The organism is Candidatus Binatia bacterium (assembly GCA_036504975.1).
Classification (GTDB): domain Bacteria; phylum Desulfobacterota; class Binatia; order UBA9968; family UBA9968; genus JAJPJQ01.
The window spans coordinates 1-21279 of sequence record DASXUF010000113.1; the positions used below are offsets into that span (position 1 = coordinate 1).

The 21279-nt window shown below is 55.5% G+C and carries 20 protein-coding genes; 10 read left to right on the forward strand and 10 right to left on the reverse strand.

Features of this window, described 5'->3' with window-relative positions; genetic code table 11:
* Positions 1–791: AmmeMemoRadiSam system protein B (gene amrB / locus VGL70_15235; GenBank protein ID HEY3304876.1), on the reverse strand; the 791-nt coding region annotated here is incomplete at its 3' end.
* Between the two features lie 41 nt (positions 792–832).
* Positions 833–1789, reverse strand: a complete 957-nt coding sequence (locus tag VGL70_15240) for a fumarylacetoacetate hydrolase family protein (protein ID HEY3304877.1) — start codon at positions 1787–1789, stop codon at positions 833–835.
* Between the two features lie 150 nt (positions 1790–1939).
* Here VGL70_15240 and VGL70_15245 point away from each other — a divergent pair, with 150 nt between their 5' ends.
* The 8 genes from VGL70_15245 (at position 1940) to VGL70_15280 (ending at position 8408) form a co-directional block, all read left to right on the forward strand.
* Positions 1940–2908, forward strand: a complete 969-nt coding sequence (locus VGL70_15245) for an ABC transporter substrate-binding protein (protein HEY3304878.1) — start codon at positions 1940–1942, stop codon at positions 2906–2908.
* Positions 2909–3421: 513 nt separating this feature from the next.
* Complete coding sequence (locus VGL70_15250) at positions 3422–3664, forward strand: hypothetical protein (GenBank protein ID HEY3304879.1); 243 nt, start codon at positions 3422–3424, stop codon at positions 3662–3664.
* 88 nt (positions 3665–3752) lie between these two features.
* Positions 3753–5066, forward strand: coding sequence for a DNA polymerase III subunit delta (gene holA / locus VGL70_15255; GenBank protein ID HEY3304880.1), 1314 nt, complete (start codon positions 3753–3755; stop codon positions 5064–5066).
* Between the two features lie 110 nt (positions 5067–5176).
* Positions 5177–5635, forward strand: coding sequence for a phospholipase D family protein (locus VGL70_15260; protein ID HEY3304881.1), 459 nt, complete (start codon positions 5177–5179; stop codon positions 5633–5635).
* Positions 5617–6108: a hypothetical protein gene (locus tag VGL70_15265; GenBank protein HEY3304882.1), complete on the forward strand. Its 492-nt coding sequence runs from the start codon at positions 5617–5619 to the stop codon at positions 6106–6108. The genes VGL70_15260 and VGL70_15265 overlap by 19 nt, the downstream gene beginning before the upstream one ends.
* Positions 6109–6418: 310 nt before the next feature.
* Entirely contained in the window at positions 6419–6607 is a 189-nt protein-coding gene (locus VGL70_15270) for a hypothetical protein (protein HEY3304883.1), read from the forward strand.
* Positions 6608–6609: 2 nt separating this feature from the next.
* Positions 6610–7095, forward strand: coding sequence for a tetratricopeptide repeat protein (locus tag VGL70_15275; GenBank protein ID HEY3304884.1), 486 nt, complete (start codon positions 6610–6612; stop codon positions 7093–7095).
* Positions 7096–7262: 167 nt separating this feature from the next.
* The gene (locus VGL70_15280) at positions 7263–8408 is read left to right on the forward strand and encodes a D-alanyl-D-alanine carboxypeptidase (GenBank protein ID HEY3304885.1); all 1146 of its coding nucleotides are present in this window, start codon (positions 7263–7265) and stop codon (positions 8406–8408) included.
* Positions 8409–8424: 16 nt separating this feature from the next.
* Here the strand turns inward: VGL70_15280 and VGL70_15285 are convergent, their stop codons facing one another.
* The 8 genes from VGL70_15285 to VGL70_15320 all read right to left on the reverse strand — a co-directional run bounded on the left by VGL70_15285 (position 8425) and on the right by VGL70_15320 (position 19439).
* Complete coding sequence (locus tag VGL70_15285; GenBank protein HEY3304886.1) at positions 8425–9195, reverse strand: MBL fold metallo-hydrolase; 771 nt, start codon at positions 9193–9195, stop codon at positions 8425–8427.
* Positions 9156–9716 carry a DNA-processing protein DprA gene (locus tag VGL70_15290; protein HEY3304887.1) on the reverse strand — a complete coding sequence of 187 codons (561 nt, stop codon included), beginning with the start codon at positions 9714–9716 and terminating at the stop codon, positions 9156–9158. The genes VGL70_15285 and VGL70_15290 overlap by 40 nt, the downstream gene beginning before the upstream one ends.
* 91 nt (positions 9717–9807) lie before the next feature.
* On the reverse strand, positions 9808–10968 hold the full coding sequence (locus tag VGL70_15295; GenBank protein ID HEY3304888.1) for an ATP-binding protein: 1161 nt from the start codon (positions 10966–10968) through the stop codon (positions 9808–9810).
* Positions 10969–11782: 814 nt separating this feature from the next.
* Positions 11783–12907, reverse strand: a complete 1125-nt coding sequence (locus tag VGL70_15300; protein HEY3304889.1) for a macro domain-containing protein — start codon at positions 12905–12907, stop codon at positions 11783–11785.
* 18 nt (positions 12908–12925) lie between these two features.
* Positions 12926–13504 (reverse strand): DUF4433 domain-containing protein, encoded by a 579-nt coding sequence (locus tag VGL70_15305; protein ID HEY3304890.1) that lies wholly within the window; start codon positions 13502–13504, stop codon positions 12926–12928.
* Between the two features lie 167 nt (positions 13505–13671).
* Complete coding sequence (locus VGL70_15310) at positions 13672–14004, reverse strand: MBL fold metallo-hydrolase (protein HEY3304891.1); 333 nt, start codon at positions 14002–14004, stop codon at positions 13672–13674.
* 42 nt (positions 14005–14046) lie between these two features.
* A complete protein-coding gene (locus VGL70_15315; protein HEY3304892.1) occupies positions 14047–16872 on the reverse strand; it encodes a DEAD/DEAH box helicase family protein in 2826 nt (941 codons plus the stop codon).
* Complete coding sequence (locus tag VGL70_15320) at positions 16872–19439, reverse strand: site-specific DNA-methyltransferase (GenBank protein ID HEY3304893.1); 2568 nt, start codon at positions 19437–19439, stop codon at positions 16872–16874. Before VGL70_15320 ends, VGL70_15315 begins: the two co-directional genes overlap by 1 nt.
* Positions 19440–19659: 220 nt before the next feature.
* Between VGL70_15320 and VGL70_15325 the strand changes: the two genes are divergently transcribed.
* Positions 19660–20415 (forward strand): HipA family kinase, encoded by a 756-nt coding sequence (locus VGL70_15325; protein ID HEY3304894.1) that lies wholly within the window; start codon positions 19660–19662, stop codon positions 20413–20415.
* On the forward strand, positions 20412–21254 hold the full coding sequence (locus VGL70_15330) for a DUF3037 domain-containing protein (protein HEY3304895.1): 843 nt from the start codon (positions 20412–20414) through the stop codon (positions 21252–21254). Before VGL70_15325 ends, VGL70_15330 begins: the two co-directional genes overlap by 4 nt.
* Positions 21255–21279 lie beyond the last annotated feature (25 nt).

Here is a 21279-nt window from a genome sequence, read left to right on the forward strand (position 1 = left end):
TCGCCGGAATGGCAATGCTTGAGCAGCCGCGCCTGCTTGGCGCCGAGCGCGTTGGCGGCAAAAAGAAACACCGCCGTGGGAATCACGCCGCACATGCTGATGTCGTTGTCTTCCACCGTTTCGAGCAAGCCCGCGGGGTCCAGGGCCAGCACTTTCTCCAGTGCCATGCGGTCGAGCCGCTCGGTTTCTTTCGGCGACTTGTAATGATTGAGGTCGCTGCTGGCGAGCAGGAGAAGTTTTTCACCGGAAACTCTGTGCGCTTCGTACAAGCGCGCGATGGCCTCGCCCAGCCGGCGGCATTCTTCCAGCGTGAGATAAGAGAGCGAGACGGGCAGGAAGGCGAATTCTCCCAGGACGCTCTGGAGAAAAGGGAGCTGGACTTCGATGCTGTGTTCTTCACGATGGGCCTCTCCGTCCTCGGCGAGGAAATCGACGTGAGTTTTTAGCTGCGCGCTGAGATCGCGGTCAACGTCCGCTCGACCCAGCGGCGTTTCCCAGGATTCGGCCGGACTGAGAGCGGCGCTCGCGCCGCGTCCGCGATGGTTCACGCCGAGAAGGATCAGGAGACGGATATCTTTTTCCAGTCTGGAATATAAATGCGCGGCGCACGGGCCGGAGTAAACGTAGCCGGCGTGGGGAACCATGCCTCCGAGGAGGGAAGGGACCGGAGAACGATCGCCCTTGGGCCCGAGAGGACTCGCGACGAAACATTCTTCGAGCACTCGCCTCAGCTCTCCGGCTTCGGCGGGATAAAAGGAGCCGGCGACGGCCGCGGACCGTACTCGCTCCATGTTTTAAACACCCTGCGCTATGCGCAAAGGGCCACCGCGTCCTATGAGTCTTTAGGGGTGGCGATCTCCACTTGCAGCACGCCGATGCTCTCGATCTCCGCTTCGACCTTGTCGCCGGGCTTCAAGAAAAACGGCGGCACGCGGGCGAAGCCGACGCCCGACGGCGTTCCGGTGCTGATGACCTCTCCGGGCTCCAGCGTCATGCCTTGCGAGAGCGACTCGATCGTGGTCGCGATGTCGAAGATCATGTTGTCGGTATTGTCGTTCTGCATGACCTCGCCGTTCACGCGGCAGACAAGGCGCAGTTTCTGCGGATCGGGAATCGCGCTCTTGTGCACGAGCCACGGCCCCAGCGGGCAATAGGTGTCGAGCGATTTTCCCTTGAACCATTGGCCGTGCTTGCGCTGCAGGTCGCGCGCGGTCATGTCGAGACAGATGGTGTAGCCGAAGATGTAATCGTAAACCTTGTCTTTGGGGATGTCCCGGCCTTTCTTTCCCATCACTACGGCGAGCTCGACTTCGTAATCGAGCTTCTCCGTCGCCTTGTGATGGACGACTTTTCCCATGTGGCCGATGACGGCGGTCGCCGGCTTGGTGAAGAAGACCGGCGCTTCGGGATATTTGAGCTCGATCGAGCGCGCCCGCGCGCCTTCTTCGATGTGCTCTTTATAGTTCACGCCCAGGAGGATGACGTTCTTTCGCGGCGAAGGAATCGGCGAGAGGATCTTCACCTGAGTCAGCTTCCATAGCGCGCCGGACTGCCGGAGTTTTTTTAGACCCTCTTCGTCTTTTCCCGCTACATACTTGTTCGCCTTCTTTGCCAGGCCGAGGGCTTTGCCGCCGGCCTCGATGAAAGCCTGCATGCTGTTCAGATACAGCGCCGCGCCCGCTTTCAGGTAGCGGCGGTTGACCTCGGCCAGATCGATCACTTGATCCGCGGGGCCCATCAGGCCCAGGCGGTTCTGGTTGTTTTTGACGAAAGTTACCAAGCGCATCATCAACCTCCGAAATCTTTTTCGTGACTCAAAAGACTTCTCAGCTATAGGAGAGGGGCATGTTATTGTCAAGCCGCATTCATGGAGAAAAAGATTGGCCGATAAGGCGCTTCGTGATAGCTTGGCCGACAAACAGAGACCTAGAGGAGATCAGTGTTCAAAAGTAAAAAGATCTTGCTTGCCGCGATGATCCTCGGCTGCGCAATCGCGAGCGCGCCGGTCGATGCCGCCGAAAAAGTCACGATATCCTATTCCAGCCGCACCTACGCCTTTTTGCCGGCCCAAGTGGCGGCGGCGAAAGGCTTCTTCAAGGACGAAGGACTGGAGCCGGTCTTGATTCAGATGCGAAGCCAGGTCGCCGTACCCGCGCTCATGAACGGCGACATTCAATACACCCTCACCTTCGGCAATATTCTCACCGCGGCGATTCAGGGCATGCCTTTCAAGCAGCTCGCCGTTCTCACGGAAAAGCCGCTGCACCACGTCGTTGCCCGTCCGGAGATAAAAACCGTTCAAGACCTCAAGGGCAAGCGCATCGGCACTCAGAGGATCGGCGGATCGGATTATCTGGCGGCCGAAGCGATCCTGCAGGCGAAAGGGCTGGACTTAAAAGACGTCCAGTTCGTCGCGCTGGCCGCCGATGAGCCGGTGCGCGTGGAAATTTTGAAAAAGGGCTTGGTCGATGCGATCTCTGTTTCGCCGCCCGGGCCGGTTCGCCTGCAGAAGGAGGGCTACAACATCCTCGGCGGTCCGAAAGACTTGAAGATCGGCAGCCCGATCGCCGCCGTCTCGATCACGGAAACGCGGCTCAAAGAAAACCGCGACCAGGCGAAAAAGGTCCTGCGCGCCACGGTGCGGGCGCTGCGCTATGTCCGCGAACGGAAAGATGAGGTCGTGCCGATCATGGTGCAATGGCTGCAGCAGACGAAAGAGGTCGCCGGCGAGTCCTACGATCTGATTATCCCTTCGTTCAGCGCCGACGGCAGCGCCAGCGACGCGACGTATCAATTTGCGGTCGACGCGCGGCTTAAGGAACTCAAGTCGGACAAGCGGGTTCCGCTGTCGCAGTTAAGAGATTTCTCCCTGCTGAGAGAGGTGCAGAAAGAGTTGGGGACGCGCTGACCCAATTATTCATCGCAGGATAAATGATCTAGACTTCGTAATACTATGGCTGAAAGTTTTCGGAGTTTGCGCAAATTTTCTTGCGCACCGATCCTAAGTTGCGGAATCGACAAGAAAATACGATCTCACCACGAAGGACACGAAGGAAGAGACGAAGGGACAAGGCATCTCGCGCAAAGACGCAAAGTCCGCCAAGGCTCCTCAAATCCCCCTGTTTCCCCCTTTGTCAAAGGGGGATGAAAGGGGATTTCTGAATTTCTTTGTGTGCTTGGCGTCTTGGCGCGATGACTTAAACTTCGTGCTCTTCGTGACCTTCGGGGTGAAATGCCTGTTTCTGTTTGGTTGCGGTTCTGCCGCGCTAGGCTCTTCGTGGTGACAAGATTTTAACCACGAAGGACACGAAGGTCTCGAAGGAGGACACTGCGGCTCGCGCTTGAGGGCGGATCGGATGAATCCTCCGGGTTAGCCCTCACGCGATTTGCACGGGCCGGCGCGCGATGTTAATTTTCCACTATGAAGGCGAAAAATAATAACGCGAAAAAAGGATCACGCGCTTCGATGCAGGTCGGCGACCGCATCTTGGTGGACAAAGGCATCACCAAGAAAATTTACATCATCGCGCGGGTGGAGATCCCCCATTCGAACGAAAAAGTCTTCGTGACGAAATCCGGCGGCGACTTTACCATCGGCATCAAAGTCTGGAAGTCCGATTTTACCTGGAGCGAGAAGAGCCGGATGTGGATTCCGAAGAAGTAGCCATCAGCATCAGCGATCAGAAGTCAGCTTCGATCCGGGATTCGGATTTGGCTGAGGGCTGACGGCTGAAAGCTTCCCGGCTAAACACATGAAAGCCAATCTCGAATCCATTCTCGCTGAAATCCGCAAAGGCAAGCCGCCGGCCCTGTTGCTGCTTCACGGCGACGACTTCCAGGTGCGCGCGGCGGTCCAGGCCGTGCTGGATTTATTGGTCCCGCCGGAAAACCGCGCCTTCAATCTCGAGCGCTTCGACGGCCGGTCGGCGTCGTGGAATCAGATCGAAGCGTCGCTAATGACGCCGCCGTTTCTTTCCGGAACGAAAACGGTCTGGGTCGAGAGCGCGCCCTATTTCGCCTCGGCGGAGAACAAAGGAGAGATGGGCGAAAAGGTCCTCCGCCTGTGGGGCGAGGAAAAAAAAGACGAGGCGTCGCGCCTTTTCTTCCAGCTGTTGCATTTGGAAGGCTGGACCCAGGAACGGTGGGACCGTATCGACGCCGGCTCTTCCGCGGCGGAGATCGCCGCGCTTCTCGGCGACGGCGGAAAAGAAGCGGCGGCCTTGCTTGCCTACTGCCGCGGCCAGGATTTCAAGATGCTGCAAAGCGGCGGCGGCGAAGCCGACCGGCTGATTTATTTCTTAGACCACGGTCTGCCGCCGTGGGGCGTGCTGTTGCTCGACGCCTCGCATGTGGATCGCCGGACTCGGCTGTATAAAAAATTCGTCGAGCAAGGCGCCGCGCTCGACCTCGCGGTCGGGCGCGACAAGACCGGCAAGCTCGACCGCGCGGCGCTGGGGCAGTTTCTCGATCGGCGCCTAAGCGAGGCCGGCAAGCGCTGCGAGCCGCGCGCCCGCGAGATGGTCCTGGCGCGCGCGGGCACCGAGCTCTGGGCCGTACATCAAGAGTTGGAGAAGCTCTTCCTATACGTGGGCGCTGAAACTTTGATCCGGGCGAAAGACGTGGAAGAGATCTTTCTCGATCAGGGGGAGGGCTGGGTTTTTGATTTGACGGGAGCGCTTGCCGCCCGCGACACGCTCGGCGCGCTCGGCCAACTCGCCCGCCTGATGTCTCAGGGGAATCATCCGTTGGCGCTTTTGGGCCCCATCGCGGGCGAGATCAGGCGGCTTCTGCTGGCGCGCCAATTGATGGACGGGGAGATGGGGCGCGAATGGAAGAGCGGCATGAGTTACCAGCAATTTCAGCAAAAGGTCCTGCGCGACGACATGCCGGTCCCCGGCAATCCGTACGCGCTCTACATGCGCTTCAAAGGCGCGGAAAATTTTTCCGCCCGGGAGCTCGCGCGCGATCTCGGATTGCTTTACGAGACCGACCTCCGGCTGAAATCGAGCGGCCCTTCCCCGCGTCTCGCGATGGAGCGGCTGATCGTCGATTTGTGCCAAAAATGAAGTCAAAAGTAAAAAGTAAAAATGTAAAAAGAAGAGTCTCAAAAACAATATCAGTTTTCTTCGTTTTGACTTTCCCCTTTTTCCTTTTTACTTTGCCCGTTTTCGCGGGCATGGCCGTCCAGGCCTGCTTCAGCCCTCACGGGAAATGCGCGGGTCACATCGTCCGAGAGATCGGCCAAGCGCAGAAGGAAATTCTCGTCGCGGTCTATGCCTTTACCAACGAGGAGATCGCCTGGGCTTTGGTCAAGGCCGGCCAGCGCGGGGTGAAGGTCCAGGTGGTGGTGGATCAGGAGTTCGACGCGGCCAACGACAGCTCGAAAAAATCGTTTCTGGAAAAGCAGCGGATTCCCATCCGGCGGATCGCGGGCCTCGACAAGGGCAGCGGTCCCGGCCTCATGCATCAGAAGTTCGCGGTGATCGACCGCAAAATCGTGCTCACCGGCTCGTACAACTGGACACTGTCGGCGGAGAATGCCAACGACGAAAACCTGCTTCTCTTCCGCGACGCCGGGCCGCTCGCCGAGGAGTACCGGAAGGAATTTTTCCGTCTGTGGGAGAAAAAGAGGTGAGCCGCGTCCCGCCCGCCGCTCTTGTTGTCGCCGCCGCGTTTGTCGCCGGACTCGCCGTCCATGTTTTGTACCAGCGCTGGAGCGGGCCGTCTTCGGGCGAACAAAGCCATCCGGTTGCTTTTGTCCCGCTGCCGGTGCCCGCGCCGCCGCCGGCGGATCTTCCGCTGGTGCAGGCGCGTGAAGTGGACAAGATCAAAGGCCTCGCGGGAAGCCAGGCCAAAATTCGCGGCCGGGTCTTTCGCGTCGGCCTCTCCGAAAAGAGCAATACCTACTTTCTCGACTTCGGGCCTTCCCGAGATTCCTTTACCGCCGTCATCTTTGCCTCCGCCGTGGATCTGTTCGAGAAGAAAAATCTCCCGCCCAAAAAATTCGAGGGCAAAGAGATCGAGATCATCGGCGAGATCAAAGATCATCCGCAGTACGGGCTCGAGATGATTTTGGAGAACCCAGAGCAGGTGAAGGTCATCGACTGAACACTGAAGCGTCCTCGTGTCGAGCCTTTCCGGCCGACGGCAATAGTTTTCTGCCTTGAGGCGGACTGCAATCGGCGGGTATCGAGCGGACGCCAATGATGGCCGCAAGCCGTGGACAACACCGGACAAGTCGTGGCAACTGCGCGTCCCCGTGCCCTCGGCCTTCAAGGCTCGCCCCTTCGTCCCCGGCATGTCGTCTCTTTTAAACGGCCAAAAATAAGCGGTTTGAACTTTTTGACCTGAAGTCATCATCGGTTTTCACCAAAAAAAAGGTTGGAAAAAAATTTCATTCGGGTAAAATACAACGGCGATGGCCGAGGAAAAAAAGAACTGCATGATCTGCGGCAAGCCGACGGCGCTGAAAGGCGGTATCTGCGATCCCTGCCAGGACCGGATTCGCCGAGAAGCGCTCGGCCAACAGGCGAGTCAAAGCGACGCGGCGGAGAAAGAGTTGAAAAAACACGGCGTCACGCCGGCGGCGCCGGGTAAAAAAGGTTAGCGATGGATTCCAAAGAGAGCCTCGAGAAAGCGGTGCGGTTGTTTCATGAGGCTTACCGCCTCCAGATGGAAGGAAGGCTGGATGAGGCGGTCGAGCTTTATCGCCAATCCATTCTCTCTCATCCCACCGCGGAGGCCCATACGTTCCTCGGTTGGACCTACAGCTTTCAGCAGCGCTACGAGGAGGCGATCGCGGAGTGCGAGCGGGCGATCGCCGTCGATCCCGACTTCGGCAATCCCTACAACGACATCGGCGCCTATCTCATCAACCTCGGCCGATTCGACGAAGCGATCCCGTGGCTGAAGCGGGCGACGCGCGCGCGCCGCTACGAGGCCTATCATTATCCGCACTACAACCTGGGACGGGTCTATCTCTACAAAGGAATGTTGAAAAAAGCCGTGGAAGAATTCGAGCAGGCGCTGGCGATCGAGCCCAACTATACTTTGGCGCGCGAAGCGATCGACGCCGTTCAACAACAGCTTCAATGAAATGACGTATGGGTTTTCTGAGAAATGAAGTTGTGCTATATTAGGTGGAAAATTTTTTCGGCCGCGCATCGAGGCAGCGTTGTCTGGAAGCACGCCCGTTGTAAGGAGGAGAGACGGTCCTGAAAGATAGCAGACATCGAATTGCGCTCTTCCTCCTGATCCTATCTCTGCTCCTCGCCCATCGTTCTTCAGCGTGGTCCGCTTTTCCCGAGGAAGGTCTTACGGCCCGTGCCGCTCTCCTCATGGACGCCGTAACCGGCGAGATCCTTTTTCAGCGCGAGCCCGATCTCGAGCTTCCCCCCGCGAGCACGACCAAGGTGGTCACGGCGCTCGTCGTCCTCGAGAGCGGGCGGTCGCTGAAGGAAACGCTCACAGTGAGCAAAACCGCGACCCGCGTGCCGTCGTCCAAAATTTATCTCAAGCCCGGACAAAAGATGAGCATACGCGATCTGCTTTACGCGCTCCTGCTCACCTCCGCGAACGACGCGGGCATGGTCCTGGCGGAAGGAGTCGGCGGATCGGTCGAACGCTTCGGCGAGATGATGACGAAGAAGGCGCGCGAAATCGGCGCGACCAACACCAACTTCGTCAACCCGCACGGCTTGACCGCGCCGGAGCATCATTCGACGGTGCGCGACCTGGCGCTGATCTATAAATACGCGCTGAAAAATCCGATTTTTCGGGAGATCGTCATGACCAAGGCCAGCGCCGTCAGCTCGTTGCCCGCCGGCCGCAATCCGAAGCCGCGCCAGATCATGGTGCGGAGCCACAACCGCATGCTGTGGAATTTTAACGGCGCGCTCGGTGGCAAGACCGGCTACACGCTCGCGGCGCAGAAGTGCTTCGTCGGCGCCGCGGCGCGCAACGGCGCGACCGTGATCATTGCGATGTTGGGGTCGCGCGACCTGTGGGGCGATAGCGTGAAGCTGCTGGGCTATGGGCTGGACAACTACGAAACGCTTAAAGTTGCCGCCAACGGTCAAACTTTCAAGCCGCCGCCTTCCGTTCTCTTGTCGTTGGAGGAGCAGCAGCGGATTCAATCGCCGGCGGGATACATGCTCCAGATCGCTTCGTTCCGCGAGCGCGACCGGGCCGATTCATTGCAGAAAATCATTGCCAACAACGGCGTTCAGGCTCTCGTCGAGCCCGCGCCGGTGTCCAACGGCGAGACTATGTACCGGGTTCGCGTCGGACCGTATGAAAACCTGGCGGAAGCGCAGGACGTCGCGCGAAATATCGAGACCAAAAGCGGCTTCCGGGCGATCATTCTTCCGGCGGGGGCATCTGGCCAGACGGGGCAGAATCCCAGCTGAATTCTTCACCCAATAATCAGATTTCGACCACCATTCCGTCTTCGGCTAAACGGAGTTTCACTTCGTTTCTACGCGCGAGCATCTCTTCGCCCATGTGAGTGAGTACAATGTTCTCGCATTCGAAACGCGCGAGGTTCTCTTCGAGCTTTCGATAGCTCATGTGATTGGGCGTGTCGCGCTCGAAGAAACAGCACTCGCACAAAAACAGGTCGGCGCCGCGCGCATGCGCGACGAACTGGTCGGTCCAGGCGGAGTCGCCGGAATAGAGGAGCGTTTTTCCGCCGTGTGAAATTTTGAGGCCGAGCGAAACGTCGCGCACCTGGTGCGGCACGCGAAACGGAAAGATTCCTATCCCGTCGATGATTGCTTCACGCCCCGGCGTGAGAACGTGAAACTCGGTCGGCGGAAGTTCTCTCGGCTCCATGCGCTCGCCGAACATCCACTGAAACAGTCCGCGTACGCGCTCTTCGGTTCTGTCGGGCCCCGCGATATGGAGAGGACGCTCGCGTGGATGCTCGTAGAGGTAGTCGATAAAGAAAAACGGCAGGCCGCCAAAGTGGTCGCCGTGGAGATGGCTCAAAAAAACCGCGTCCAGGCGCTCGGGGCTGAAGCCGGCGCGCTTCATCGCCAGGAGCGTCGTCGGCCCGCAATCGAGAAGAAAAAGCTTCTCGCCGCTTTCGATCAGATAACCGCTGTTGTTCCTGCCACCGCTGCCGAAGGCGTCGCCGCAGCCGAGGATATGGAGTTTCATCGGGTTTGTGGTGAGCGTCGCTGTGGAATATTCCAAGCGTTCAACATCTCGGATATTCGTTCGATACTGCCCCCCGGCTCAGCGTGAACGATGACGACCTCATCAGACAAAGCGGCGACGATCTCATTCCGGTACTGGGAAGATTCCGTTGTTGGGCGGCGCGGTCTTTTTTCGAACGGTGACATAATCAGCAAACGACTTGCCTCCAAAGCGGCACGCCAATCGGATGGAAGCCGAATTTTATCGATAGCCCGAGCAGCGCAAATAATTATGGGCTGCTTTCCCCGGAGCAAGATTCGAAGGCATTCCTTTTCCACCGAGGAATGAAAACCGCTTATGACGAGGATGCCTTCATCGCGTAACCGTTGCGCCGCATCATACGCGGAGAGAATTGCATCGCCAGGGCAACGGACGGAGCAAAACAACGCAGTCTTGCGTTGCGACAACAACGCAACGCTGCCTAGCGCGATCAATTTGGTTGGAGCTTGTTGGCCCAAGCGTTCCTGTAAACGCACGGGATAGGCAGGATCGGTACGGGTGAATACCATCGGATTCATGTACGTTTAAGCCCAAAAAGGGACATATTTCGCGTACGACGGGCTCTCACTTTCGGTTTCTTTTGCATGATTCGTTTCATGACCTAGCGGATCATTTGTTTTTGGGAAAAAGTCCCTGCATCCCTTTGACCACTGCCGTGAGTGGCACTGCTTCCACTTTATCCGCCAGCGCATATCGCCGCTTTCCCGGATAGATAACGGCGATTCTTTGCAGCTTCAAATCCGCAAGTGCGATCCGTATTGAGGGCGTCAGTCGCGGCGCATCCGCGCGTTTGCATTCCACGCCGAACAGCCGCCCATCTTTGCGCAGCAACAAATCAATTTCGGCCCCCTGATGCGTGGCCCAGAAATACGCTTCGTCCGGCTCCACCACCCGGAGAACCTCCTCAATCACGTAGCCCTCCCATGACGCGCCGCTCTTAGGATGGCTCATCAGTTCCCGCTCGGTGCGGATGCCCAGGAGTTGATGCAGTAACCCCGTATCGCGGAAGTAAATCTTTGCTGCCTTCACTTGCCGCTTCTTCAAGTTCGCGTGCCAGGGCTGGAGTTGGCGCACCATGAATACTCCGGTAAGGATGTCAAGATAACGGCGAGCCGTCGGCTCGCTCACGCCCAGCGAACGCGCCGGCTCGGCGGCATTCCAGGTCTGCCCGTGGTAGTGGGCCAGCATGCTCCAGAAGCGCCATAGCGCCATGGGCGGGACTTGGATGCCCCATTGCGGCAGGTCACGTTCCAAGAAAGTCTGGATGAAATTCTTCCGCCAAGCCGCGCTGTCCGAATCGGTCCGTGCCAGATAGGACAACGGAAATCCCCCACGCAGCCAGTGCCGGGGTTCGGCGTCCGTACCTAACTCCCGCAGGTTGAAGCCTCCCATCTCCCACGTCTCCAGCCGTCCGGCCAGTGTCTCCGAGGACTGTCGCATCAGCTCCTGCGACGCGCTGCCGAGGATAAGAAACTTGGTCGGGGGCGACTTCCGGTCCGCCAGCACTCGCAACACTGGGAACAAATCGGGCCGCCGCTGCACTTCGTCGATCACCACCAACCCCTTCAATTCACGCAACGCCGTCATAGGCTCATCCAGCCGCGCTATACTCACCGGGTCTTCCAGGTCGAAGTAATTGACGGAGTCCTCCGGCAACAGTTGCCTCGCCAGGGTCGTCTTGCCGCACTGACGCGGGCCGGTCAGCGCCACGATCCTGCTCCGTTCCAGGGCGGCACGGATGGCGGAGAGGTGATCAGGTCGGTCGATCATGCGGACAGGATACCATGAAAATCCAATATGTCAATTTCGATTTTCATGGTGGTATTGCCTGCCCACCAGGCTCCCCGACCTTCACGCGCGCGCGTCCGGTTAGGAGGTCGTGCATGAAGCCGAGTCTTTGTTGGCGGAGTTTAGCCATAGGTCAAATCGCTCTTGTTTCCAGTAGTCGGACGGCCTTTTCAGCACTTGATGTCGTAGTTGCCTGCCCTGAGCTTCGTCGAAGGGCCTGCCCTGAGCTTCGTCGAAGGGGTGAAGTCCAACTCCTCATCCGTAAACCCGTAGTGCGACGCCAGCACCCGGTCGATTTCGTCGAGGATGGGATTGGCCGAAACTTTTAGCCTGAAAAAAGACTCCCGACCCCTTTAACTTCCCCGCTGACGGGCGGATTCGACGGTAGGCCGCCGCGGCCTCTTTGGAAAGGGCGAAAGAATCAGCAGACGACCAGCTTCCAGAGCTGACCTCCAATCGGAGGGGAGCCGAATTTTATCGATCGCCCGAGCGGCGCAAACAATAATCGGCTGTTTCCCGCGAAGCAAAATTCGCAGGTATTCCTTTTCTATAGCGGAATGAAAGCCACTGACAACGGTGACGCCTTCATCGCGTAACATCTGAGCGAAGTCATAGGCACCGAGGATAGCATCACCAGGACAACGGTTGGAGCAAAATAACGCGGTCTTAGGTTGCGATAATAACGCAACGTTGCCTATGGCGACCAATTTGGTTGGAGCTTGGTGACCCAAGCGTTCCTGTAAACGCGCGGGATAGGCAGGATCAGTACGGGTGAATACCGTCGGATTCACCATCTTTATGCAGGTATAGATTCCTCTTCTGGAATGGGAAGACGACTGTCAGGCTTCACAGCAAGCCAACGAAGCATCCCCAGGTTTCTAATAGTCGAAGCGACAACCGCCTCATCTAAGCGTGGCCGACGCTTCTGCTTCCATTGAAAGACAGCTTGCAATACCTCGGTTTCATCCGGAATAGATCGTTTTGCGTTCTTCAGCTCATCCGCGGCAAACATGACCGTGGCGATGACTTCCGCCTGGTCCGTATTCACTCGCATGAAAAGATCGGTCGTTTTGTCGATTATCGGCAGCCATCTCTCCAGCGAACCCTGAAAGTCTTTTCGTACTCTCTCAAAATTCGGACCGCTCTCGACCACGAACATTTTACCGAGACGCTTCTCCTGAAGGAGGTTGTTGTTAATCAACTTGCTCTCCGCGTTTTTCAGCTCGCGACTGAATGGGCCGAAACTTCCTCTTTTGTAAACAAAACCTGTCGGTAGGCCCTGGCGGGTAGCGACGTAGGCCATCTTCTGAAATATTGTTCGTCCGGTAGGCCAGTGGTACGGCTGCGTTTCTATCCGACGGAGAATTTCCACTAGCGCGACCCACGCCGGATTGATCGCGGACTGCACGGTCCTGCCGTTCGTGTGATGCACAGCCGGCGACGTTTGCGACAAGAAGTCGGGGGTCAACTCCTTCGGCGGCGTGCCGTAAGGAGCATACATCTCGACAGGGATATCCATTTGGCTGGCATACCGGTAGATCAACGGCCCCACGGCTTTCCAATCGAGCTGCCCGTTTCCACAACCAAGAGGCGGAATGGCAAGCGAAGTTACACCCCACTCTTTGTAGTGTTTCAATAAATACTGTAATCCGCGCTCGATGTCGCTAAGTCGCGAAACTGATTTCCAGTGGTCCTTCGTAGGGAAATTGATGATCTGAGGCGGAAGCAGTGTCTTGTAGACGTATGGAACGCCAAGCTTGACCTCGCGCCGTTCGCATCGCTCCACATAGTCCTCAAACATTTTCGGGAAGCGTTTCTTGAACTCGAGGGCAATGCCTTTGCCCATAATGCCCACACAGTTCACCGTGTTGATTAGAGTCTGGGCTTTGGATTGCAGAATGTCACCGACCAGAATCTTCATGGAACTTAAAAGAACATATCACTGCGGATGCTTACGGGCAATTGAGAATTTAGTTGCTGACACTTTTTCGAGCGCTGCCCGATTTGCGACGTAGGCTCCGAGAATGAACCTCGCATCCGCACGGTCTGGCACCAAGACCTCCGCGCACTTTTCAGACTTGTGGCTCATTTCATCGTAAGGATCATCACGATGCGTCCAAAACTGGGCATAGACTCGTTCCCGCTCAATAACGGCAAGACCTCGCATCACCGGGAAGAAGCCCACGTAAGCACTTGCAGCATTTCGATCCGTGACGATAACGCCCGGGTGATCCAGCACCACTGGATCAACGCGAATAACGCAAATCTCGCTATTCCTGTCACGACATCTGCTCAACATCGGGTTGTGGGCGTCGAAGTAAAGATTGGCATAATCATGTAGGCGCCCGGCGCCGGGAATCTGCTTGTTCCTTCGTCTTTCCTGAATCTCCGGCATTGCCACCGAGTCGTGGGCAAGCAGCTCGGCCACGGTATGAGAAAGAATGCCGTGTTGCAGTATCGAAGGCACATTGGCAATTGCCGTGATGTAGTGCAACTCTGTCACATCCGCGCGGTTCATTCCTTCTCAAATTCTTCCTCTCGTCCCATCCGGTACTTGATGTCGTAGTTGATGATGAAGTCCAACTCCTCCTCCGTTAATCCGTAGTGCGCCGCCAGCACCCGGTCGATTTCGTCGAGGATGGGATTGGCCGAAACTTTTAGCCTGAAAAAAGACTTCCGACCCCTTTAACTTCCCTCGCCGAACATCCACCGAAACAGGCCGCGCACGCGCTCTTCGGTTCCCTCGGGTCCCGCGATATGGAGCGGCCGCTCGCGCGGGTGTTCGTAAAGGTAGTCGATAAAGAAAAACGGCAGGCCGCCGTAGTGGTCGCCGTGGAGGTGGCTCAGGAAAACGGCGTCGAGCCGCTCGGGGAAAAATCCCGCGCGCTTCAGCGCGAGGAGCGTCGTCGGGCCGCAGTCGAGAAGAAAAAGCTTCCCGCCGCTATCGATCAGGTAGCCGCTATTGTTCCTGCCGTCGCTGCCGAAGGCGTCGCCGCAGCCGAGAATATGGAGTTGCATCGTATTATTGTGGCAGTCGCTGTCGAATACGCCAACTATCGGTTACCATGCAGAAGCGGAAACGTCCGCAGATCGGTCACCTAAATAACTGTGGAGGATTCCAGCCACATCCCCCGGATTCCTTGAGATTGCCGAACTCCATCTTCCAAATCCACCGTGCTCGTTCACGGCTCTTACCCACTCATCCAAAAACGCGCGCTTGGTTTTATCTTGGTCGGTCTCCTGGCCCTTAGTTTCAAAAACCAAAAAGACTCCAGTCTGCAGCCGGATGATAAAATCCGGCCGGTACTTGTGCACCACGCCTTTGAAGACGTAAAGGATTTCAAATCCGAGATGGTCGTTTTTGACCCAGGCGGAGACGCCGGGATTCCTGTCAATCTGAAAGGCCTCCGTCGCTTCCCAGGTACTGTCAAAGACGCAGAAGTTGATGTGTGATCTCTTCGTATATTCACACGGCTTGCCGGTGTACCATGTCCTCATGTCGCCCGTGGAAATTATCGGCCTTTCCGTATCGAAGATGGGGACGAGGAATTCCGTATTTTCGGGAATGATACTCTCCCAAATGTGCTGCACGATCTTACTCATGTTCAGGGTAATCAGTATCCGGCGTCTGACATCATCCTGGTTGAAGAGTGGAGGAGAGATTTGAATCTTTCCGGACAAGATAAACTCGTCCATCAGTCGAATAAGCCGCCCTAAAAGATATTCCTTGTTTCCCTTCCAAGTTGGTTTCATCTGATCGAAGACCGCGCTCGCCGTCTCAAAAGCGATTTTCTGCCACCTGAATTTTTTTCCTAGAGTTTCCAGATCGACCTCGGAAAGTTTCGTAATGTCCGGCTTTCCTTCCACGATAGGCGCCACCTCGGCCAAGGTGCGTGTCTCATACGCGTTTAGCTCCAAGGATTTGACAGCCTCCAAATCAAGCTTTAGTTCCTGCCGATAGACGTGGTCAATTCTGATGACGTTTGGCCAACTGATCTCGAACTCTTTCTTCTCAATGACGGACTCTATCTTTGTTTTCGGCTGTGGCGGAGGCGGCGGCGGTCCGTCCGCTGCTTCGTGTGGCAAAAAAGTAAACGGCACTCCGAAAATATTGACATATTCAGGTTCGAAAAGACCTTTCTCCTTGTCGAACTCGTACGAGACCCGCCTGAGTCCTCTGCCCACGACCTGTTCGCAGAGCAATTGACTGGAAAAAGCGCGTAAACCCATGATGTGAGTTACGGTTCTGGCGTCCCATCCCTCGGAAAGCATGCCTACGGAAATTACTTTTTGAATCTGCTCGCCCGGCTTGCCAGCCTGTCCCACGGTATCGACCTGTTGCCGAAGACGCTCGGCCAGCTCTTTCTTTGAAAGCTTTCTCACCGGCTCGTCAACGTCCTCGTCTTCGTCCCGTTCCTCATCGCCGTTGATTGCTACCGGCTCTTCCTGAGCTTCTGCCATATCAAGCACTTTCGAGTCGATGTGCAGAGTTCGTTCAGGTGCACAAAGTTCTTCAAGCAGAATCTTCTTGTGATCGAAGGCGTATTTTACCCGCGCTGCCGTTTCTGTTCTGTTGGCGACGCTGATCATGACTGGCGGTGTCCGCAGCCCTCTTGCCTTCCATGCCTTTGCCGCCTCAAGCCAATCTTTTCCGAGAAGATAGTACCCGTTGATTACCAAGTCCGGCAAAGGTTCATGCTCTTCTGCTTTACGGTTCAAGTCGTCCTTAACGTGTTCGTAGATATGATACAGCTTCGACTTGTAGGTCTTTACGTCAGGCAAGCCGTCGTCCCTCACTACGACTCGCGGCGTCTTGACTAAACCCGACTCGATGGCGTCGTTGAGGCCAAAGTCGCTGACGATCCAATCGAAAAGAGCCTCCTCGGAGCTTTGCTTGCCAAATGGGATGAACGGAGTCGCCGAAAAATCGTAACAACCGAGTACGCCGCGTGCCTTGTGGATTCGATCCAAGCCGCCGACCCATTTCGTCGCTTCTTCGATATCGTCCTTGCTCACTCCTTTAATTTTCGACTCGGCAGGTATGCGCCAAGCGTGATGCGCTTCATCGTTGATCACGACGAGGTTGCGCGTGGCGGCCAGCTCGCCCAAAACCTCCTTGACATAAGCCTCGTCACTTTTTGCGCCTCGTTTATCGACGGTTTTCTTCCTAGCGATGCGCTCTTCCGATTCCCAATTCAGCATGTGCCAATTTCGGACTAGGACTTTGCCTTGACGGAGCTTGTCCAGCAGTGCCGCGGGTACAACGTTGAACTCGTCGTAAAAGTTGCCTTTGCCGGAAGGCTGCAGCACCTGAAGCCGGCTTTTAACCGTTAATCCGGGGGCGACGACGAAAATATATTTGGAGAATCGAGCGTCCTGCGGATATGTGACTTTGTTGACAACTTGCCAGGCGATGAGCATCGCCATGACGATCGTTTTGCCGGAGCCGGTCGCCATCTTGGAGCAGAGCCGAGCAAATGCTCCACCGTCAGAGGGAATATCGATGCCGACTTTCTCGGAAGCCGGCGCCTCGGCAAGCCAAATTAAAGTTTCAATTGCTTCGAGCTGGCAGAAGAAAAACTGGTGTTCGCGTTCGTCGGGATTGTTCCAGTGCTCAAGCAGTCGTCTCGTAATTCCGGTGACGCCTGGATACGCGGCATCTCTCCACGCCTTGACGCGCGGGCGAATTTGGTTGACGAGAGGAATCTCGACAAATATTCCGGGGTCGTCGAAAGCCTTGGAGCTTTGAGAGGCGATGACATAGCCTGCCGGACGCCGGCCGTCTTTCTTATCAAACGTGCGGCTCTCTCGGTCGTAGCTCCAGTATTGTTTCGGCTCTTCGTAGGGCGAGTTGATGATCAGGTGGTCAATAGCGGCTTTGCCCATCAATCCACCTCGATAAGTCTGAGACTCTCGATTCCGCGGTCATCGACAATCTTTACGGCCACTCGTTTGTGCTTCCCCGGTTCGAATGGAAGAGAGACGGTCCCGCGATAAGCTTCGATAAGTTCTTCGTCGATCTCCGCTTTCAAATTTTTCGCGAGGCGCGACCAACCATCATTTTCACCGGCCATCGGAAAGAAGATCTGCCGTGGCAACAAACTCCTGCCATCGTAGTCGGTGTCGAGCATCCACATCGCGATCTTGTCGTTGCCGCCAGAGTCGATCGTTCCGGTCTTGGTGTTGTAGTAGTCGAAGCCCATGACTTCGACGCGATACTTTCCTTTGTCTTTGCCGTCTTTGATTTTTTGCAGCGTGATGTCGGGTTGGCCGATGAGCCAGAAGCTCTCGTTGCTCGCCCGCTTCCTCTTCAGATCTTCCGTTAGGAGGTCGGCGTTCATCTGAACTTTGAGCAGCGTCACTCCCGGCCAATCCGTCTCGTCGATATCCTTGGCCGCCTCGGGATCGAATTGAAACGCGGCAAAGACAATGATCTTCGGTTTCGGTACCAAGGTTTGCGCTTCTTCGATCGCAAGCTCGACCTGCTTCTGTTCCAGAGGCGCATGCTCTGGGCCGAAAGAAATCACCACGCGCTGTGGCTTCCCGTACATCACTTCCGATTCTTTTACCCGGTCTGCACCTTTATCGTTCGGCTTCGTCTCCGCTTCCGCGTGCAGCCAGCGCGTTCCCGGCAAAGGCTCGACGCGGGAGAAAAGAATGTACTGGCCTTTCTTGCCGCGAATGCCGGACTTTAATAGCTCGTCGCGCCACTCCGCCTGCCGCAAGGTCTCCCCGGACCGAGCAATGGATTCATCGGCCGGCTGATCTGTCTTTATTTCGACAAGTGGCTTAACCACGGGCGCTGGCACAGCTTCCACAGTGAACGGGCCGGTTACGCGCGCGCGCGAGGTATCGATAAGTGGCTGATCGTATAGCGGCTCTTGGTCCGAAGGTTCGTTATTCGCAATATGCTTGAGTGTAATGTGCGGTACCGTCTTATACGCGAAACCGCTCCCAACACCTTCGTTCGGATGGGCGAGTCGGTAATAATCGAACACTGTGGTCATCAACCGCTGCTTGGCCAGCGTTAGCGCAACCCGAGAAGTATCGCAGGTAATCCAGCGGCGACCCCACTGCTCCGCAACATAAGCTGTCGTGCCGCTACCGCAAGTAATATCTAACGCCAAATCCCCCGGGTCCGTAGTCATGAGGACGCAACGTTCAATAGCCGTCGATGTAGTCTGAACTACGTAAATTCTGCTCCCAAACTCGATAGTGTCTTGCCATGAATTTGTCAGCGAGGTGTATCCGAAGTCACCGAGATACATTTTGTAATAAAGCTTGTCACCGAGAACAAAAAGTCGATTCGCCTTTTTTAGGTTCTCGATGCCAGCCGGCGTCGTGCGCCAGCTTTTGCCTCCGCTCGTCTTGAAGACTCGTCCATTAAACTCGAGAGGAAAAGTGCAGGATGGTGTGTAACCGGAAGATGCCAGATCGGAACGTTTAAAGACCTTAAACTTTTTTGCGGTAGTCGCGAAATCAATAATCTCTTCGGCAGTTAGCCGGCGGAAGCCTCCGTCAGGTGTATCGGCGAAAACAAACTCAGAGCCCGGACCAACAGTTTTTGGGACAAAGAGGTTGCGGTACTTCAGCTTCTTAATGTCTTTCGCATACCAGCAAAGGTAGTCGAAGACGCTTTCGATGTTGCCGGACTCCAAAGGCATCATTGTCTTGAAGTTAACAACGGCCACTAAGTTTTCAGGTTTAAAAGTTTCGTCCAGAAGGGAACGAACCCTATGAAGGTTTTCATCGCTTATCTGCACAAAGATGGAACCCGTCTCGTTAAGAAGTTCGTGAGTCAACAGCAGACGATCACGCATGTAGCTCAGGTAGGAATGTATCCCCAATTCCCAGGTATCACGGAAAGCTTTGATCATCTCTGGTTCAGCGGTGAGATCTTCGTCTTTCCCGTCCTCGACTTTGCGCTTGTTCACAAACGGCTGAAAGTTAGAGCCGTAGCGAATGCCATACGGTGGGTCGATGTAGATCATCTGAACCTGACCGGCCATGCCTTCTTTTTCCAAGAGAGAATTCATCACCAGCAGAGAATCGCCGGCGATCAAACGGTTCGACCAGTTGTGCGGATGCTTATAGAATTCGATTGCCTCGCGTAGCGGTGGGTTTTCTTCTTTCGATTCGAACAGCGAACCTTGAACAGGAACCCCTTCACCGTTTTTCTTGCGCACTGCCTCGATGATCGTTCGCGGATCGATGCGCTCGTGAACGTGTAGAGAGACCGTCGGCACTTCAAATGAAGCTCTCTCCGCTTTTCCGGCCCAAACCAACTGCGGATCGAGGTGTGGATCGTAGGCGTAAGTCTTCTTCCCGGTTTCCTTATCCGTCTCCGGCGTGACCAACCCGACCGGCGGATTGTTAACCCGCTTCTTCCCCTTGTGATCGTATTGCTCGATGGGCTTTTTCTTGGGTGTGCTTTGTTTCGTCGGCTTGGCCATTCACTTCCTCTCGAATGGAAGCTTTTAAGTCCGTCCGCGGCGACGCCTATGAAACGGATTACCCGATATTACGCGACAGCCCGGTCTTCTGACAAGCGAAAATTGCGCGATCGATAGAGTTGCCAAATGGACTCTTGAAGAGTAAGGATATCCAGATTTAGAGGTCACGAATCCGTTGCGGACTGTTCAGCGCCTCAAAGCCAATGCCTACCTGAGAAGAATGAAGACTGGAAGAACTAAACCCGCGATTTTTAAATGCGAGGACGAGCAAGGGAACGAAGTCGGCGAATTTGTGGTAAAAATGCGCGCTGGAACCGAAGCGGGTGTCACTGGTCTGACGTGTGAGTTGGTTTCCTCATTACTGGCCGAGGAGCTAGGAATCACGACACCCGTACCCGCTATCGTAGAGATCAACCCGGCGATCGGAAAACTTCTCGGCTCGCAAGATTCTGAGGTTGCACAGATTATCAGAAAAAGCCCCGGACTCAACTTTGGCTCTCAAGTGTTGACCGGCGGCTACGGCGTTATTCCGATCGAAAAGAGTATCCCGGCTTCTATTCGACCATTAGCCGCAGATATCTTTGCGTTTGACGCCTGCATTCAAAATCCGGATCGTAAGGTCAACAATCAGAACTTGCTCTGGAAGGCCGACGAAATCTTCGTGATCGATCATGAACTGGCTTTCTCTTTTTTATTTCTTATCGGCGCTCCGACTGTCGCTTGGAAATTAGAAGGCGCGCCTGGTGACTTTCTAAAAGAACATGTCTTCTATCGAGAGCTTAAAGGACAGGCCATCGATCTGGACCGCTTTGAAGGCGCCTTGAACGCGATCTCGGATGGTCACCTGGCTACTATGTTTGACCAGATTCCAAAGGAATGGGAGAATGATCATGTTTCTAGAATCTCCGGTCACCTAAAGAGCGTGCGCGACCACTCGGCCGAATTTGTGAATCAGGTAAAATGGAGGCTCGTATGAAGACTTCCTATACTTTTAGCGTTTTAAGATATGTACATGATCCGGTGACTGGAGAGTTTGTCAATATTGGAGTGGCGCTCTATGCGCGGGATGCGAAATATCTCAGCGCGATCTGCGCATCTCACTACCAGCGGTTGTCTCAATTGTTTGGGTCTATTGATGGCGAGCACTTCCGTCAGATAACAAGGTTCATACAAAGTCGCATCGAGGGGGTAGGTCAACGACTAAAATCCGAATTACCGTTCAAAAATCCGCCGAAAAACATCGAGGACGTTTTGGCCCAAGTTTTACCTCCCGATGACAGTGCCATTCAATTTTCTAGCGCGGGAGGCGGATTCACCAATGACCCGGGGAAAACGCTAGCTGAATTGTACCACCGGTACGTAGAACATTACGTGGGAAAGCCTACACGACCAAGCCGAGACGACGAAGAAGTATGGAAGGTCTTTAAGACTCCACTGGAAAAACGGCAAGTCATAAAGCACCTACGGCCCAAGCGCATCGTTGCGCCCAACTACGACTACGAGTTTACACGGGCGAGGAAAAACGAGGTATGGCATGCCTATGAACCCGTATCTTTTGATCTTGTCGAAGCCAGTTCAATTAAAGATAAGGCCAACAACTGGTTGGGGAGAGTCACCACATTGGCTGAAAGTAAGGACAAATTTAGGCTACATTTGCTTCTGGGTGGTCCGAGAGAATCGCACCTTCAGAGGGCGTACGTGCAGGCGAAGAACATTCTTCACAAGATGCCGGCTAAGCCGGAATTCATAGAAGAGGATGAGGCGGAAGAGTTCGCGGACGAGCTGAAGAAAGAAATCGAGAAGCACGGCGAGTAATACTGAGAAAACGGCAAGACCTTCG

What these genes read in the sequence shown, in the direction of transcription:
- VGL70_15300 (HEY3304889.1), bottom strand. Translation starts at nt 12,907, where the DNA reads ATGAAGATTCTGGTCGGTGACATTCTGCAATCCAAAGCCCAGACTCTA.
- VGL70_15250 (HEY3304879.1), top strand. Translation starts at nt 3,422, where the DNA reads ATGAAGGCGAAAAATAATAACGCGAAAAAAGGATCACGCGCTTCGATG.
- VGL70_15320 (HEY3304893.1), bottom strand. Translation starts at nt 19,439, where the DNA reads ATGGCCAAGCCGACGAAACAAAGCACACCCAAGAAAAAGCCCATCGAG.
- VGL70_15260 (HEY3304881.1), top strand. Translation starts at nt 5,177, where the DNA reads ATGGCCGTCCAGGCCTGCTTCAGCCCTCACGGGAAATGCGCGGGTCAC.
- VGL70_15290 (HEY3304887.1), bottom strand. Translation starts at nt 9,716, where the DNA reads ATGAATCCGATGGTATTCACCCGTACCGATCCTGCCTATCCCGTGCGT.
- VGL70_15325 (HEY3304894.1), top strand. Translation starts at nt 19,660, where the DNA reads ATGAAGACTGGAAGAACTAAACCCGCGATTTTTAAATGCGAGGACGAG.
- VGL70_15305 (HEY3304890.1), bottom strand. Translation starts at nt 13,504, where the DNA reads ATGAACCGCGCGGATGTGACAGAGTTGCACTACATCACGGCAATTGCC.
- VGL70_15295 (HEY3304888.1), bottom strand. Translation starts at nt 10,968, where the DNA reads ATGATCGACCGACCTGATCACCTCTCCGCCATCCGTGCCGCCCTGGAA.
- VGL70_15315 (HEY3304892.1), bottom strand. Translation starts at nt 16,872, where the DNA reads ATGGGCAAAGCCGCTATTGACCACCTGATCATCAACTCGCCCTACGAA.
- VGL70_15330 (HEY3304895.1), top strand. Translation starts at nt 20,412, where the DNA reads ATGAAGACTTCCTATACTTTTAGCGTTTTAAGATATGTACATGATCCG.
- VGL70_15270 (HEY3304883.1), top strand. Translation starts at nt 6,419, where the DNA reads ATGGCCGAGGAAAAAAAGAACTGCATGATCTGCGGCAAGCCGACGGCG.
- VGL70_15275 (HEY3304884.1), top strand. Translation starts at nt 6,610, where the DNA reads ATGGATTCCAAAGAGAGCCTCGAGAAAGCGGTGCGGTTGTTTCATGAG.
- VGL70_15310 (HEY3304891.1), bottom strand. Translation starts at nt 14,004, where the DNA reads ATGCAACTCCATATTCTCGGCTGCGGCGACGCCTTCGGCAGCGACGGC.
- holA (HEY3304880.1), top strand. Translation starts at nt 3,753, where the DNA reads ATGAAAGCCAATCTCGAATCCATTCTCGCTGAAATCCGCAAAGGCAAG.
- VGL70_15240 (HEY3304877.1), bottom strand. Translation starts at nt 1,789, where the DNA reads ATGATGCGCTTGGTAACTTTCGTCAAAAACAACCAGAACCGCCTGGGC.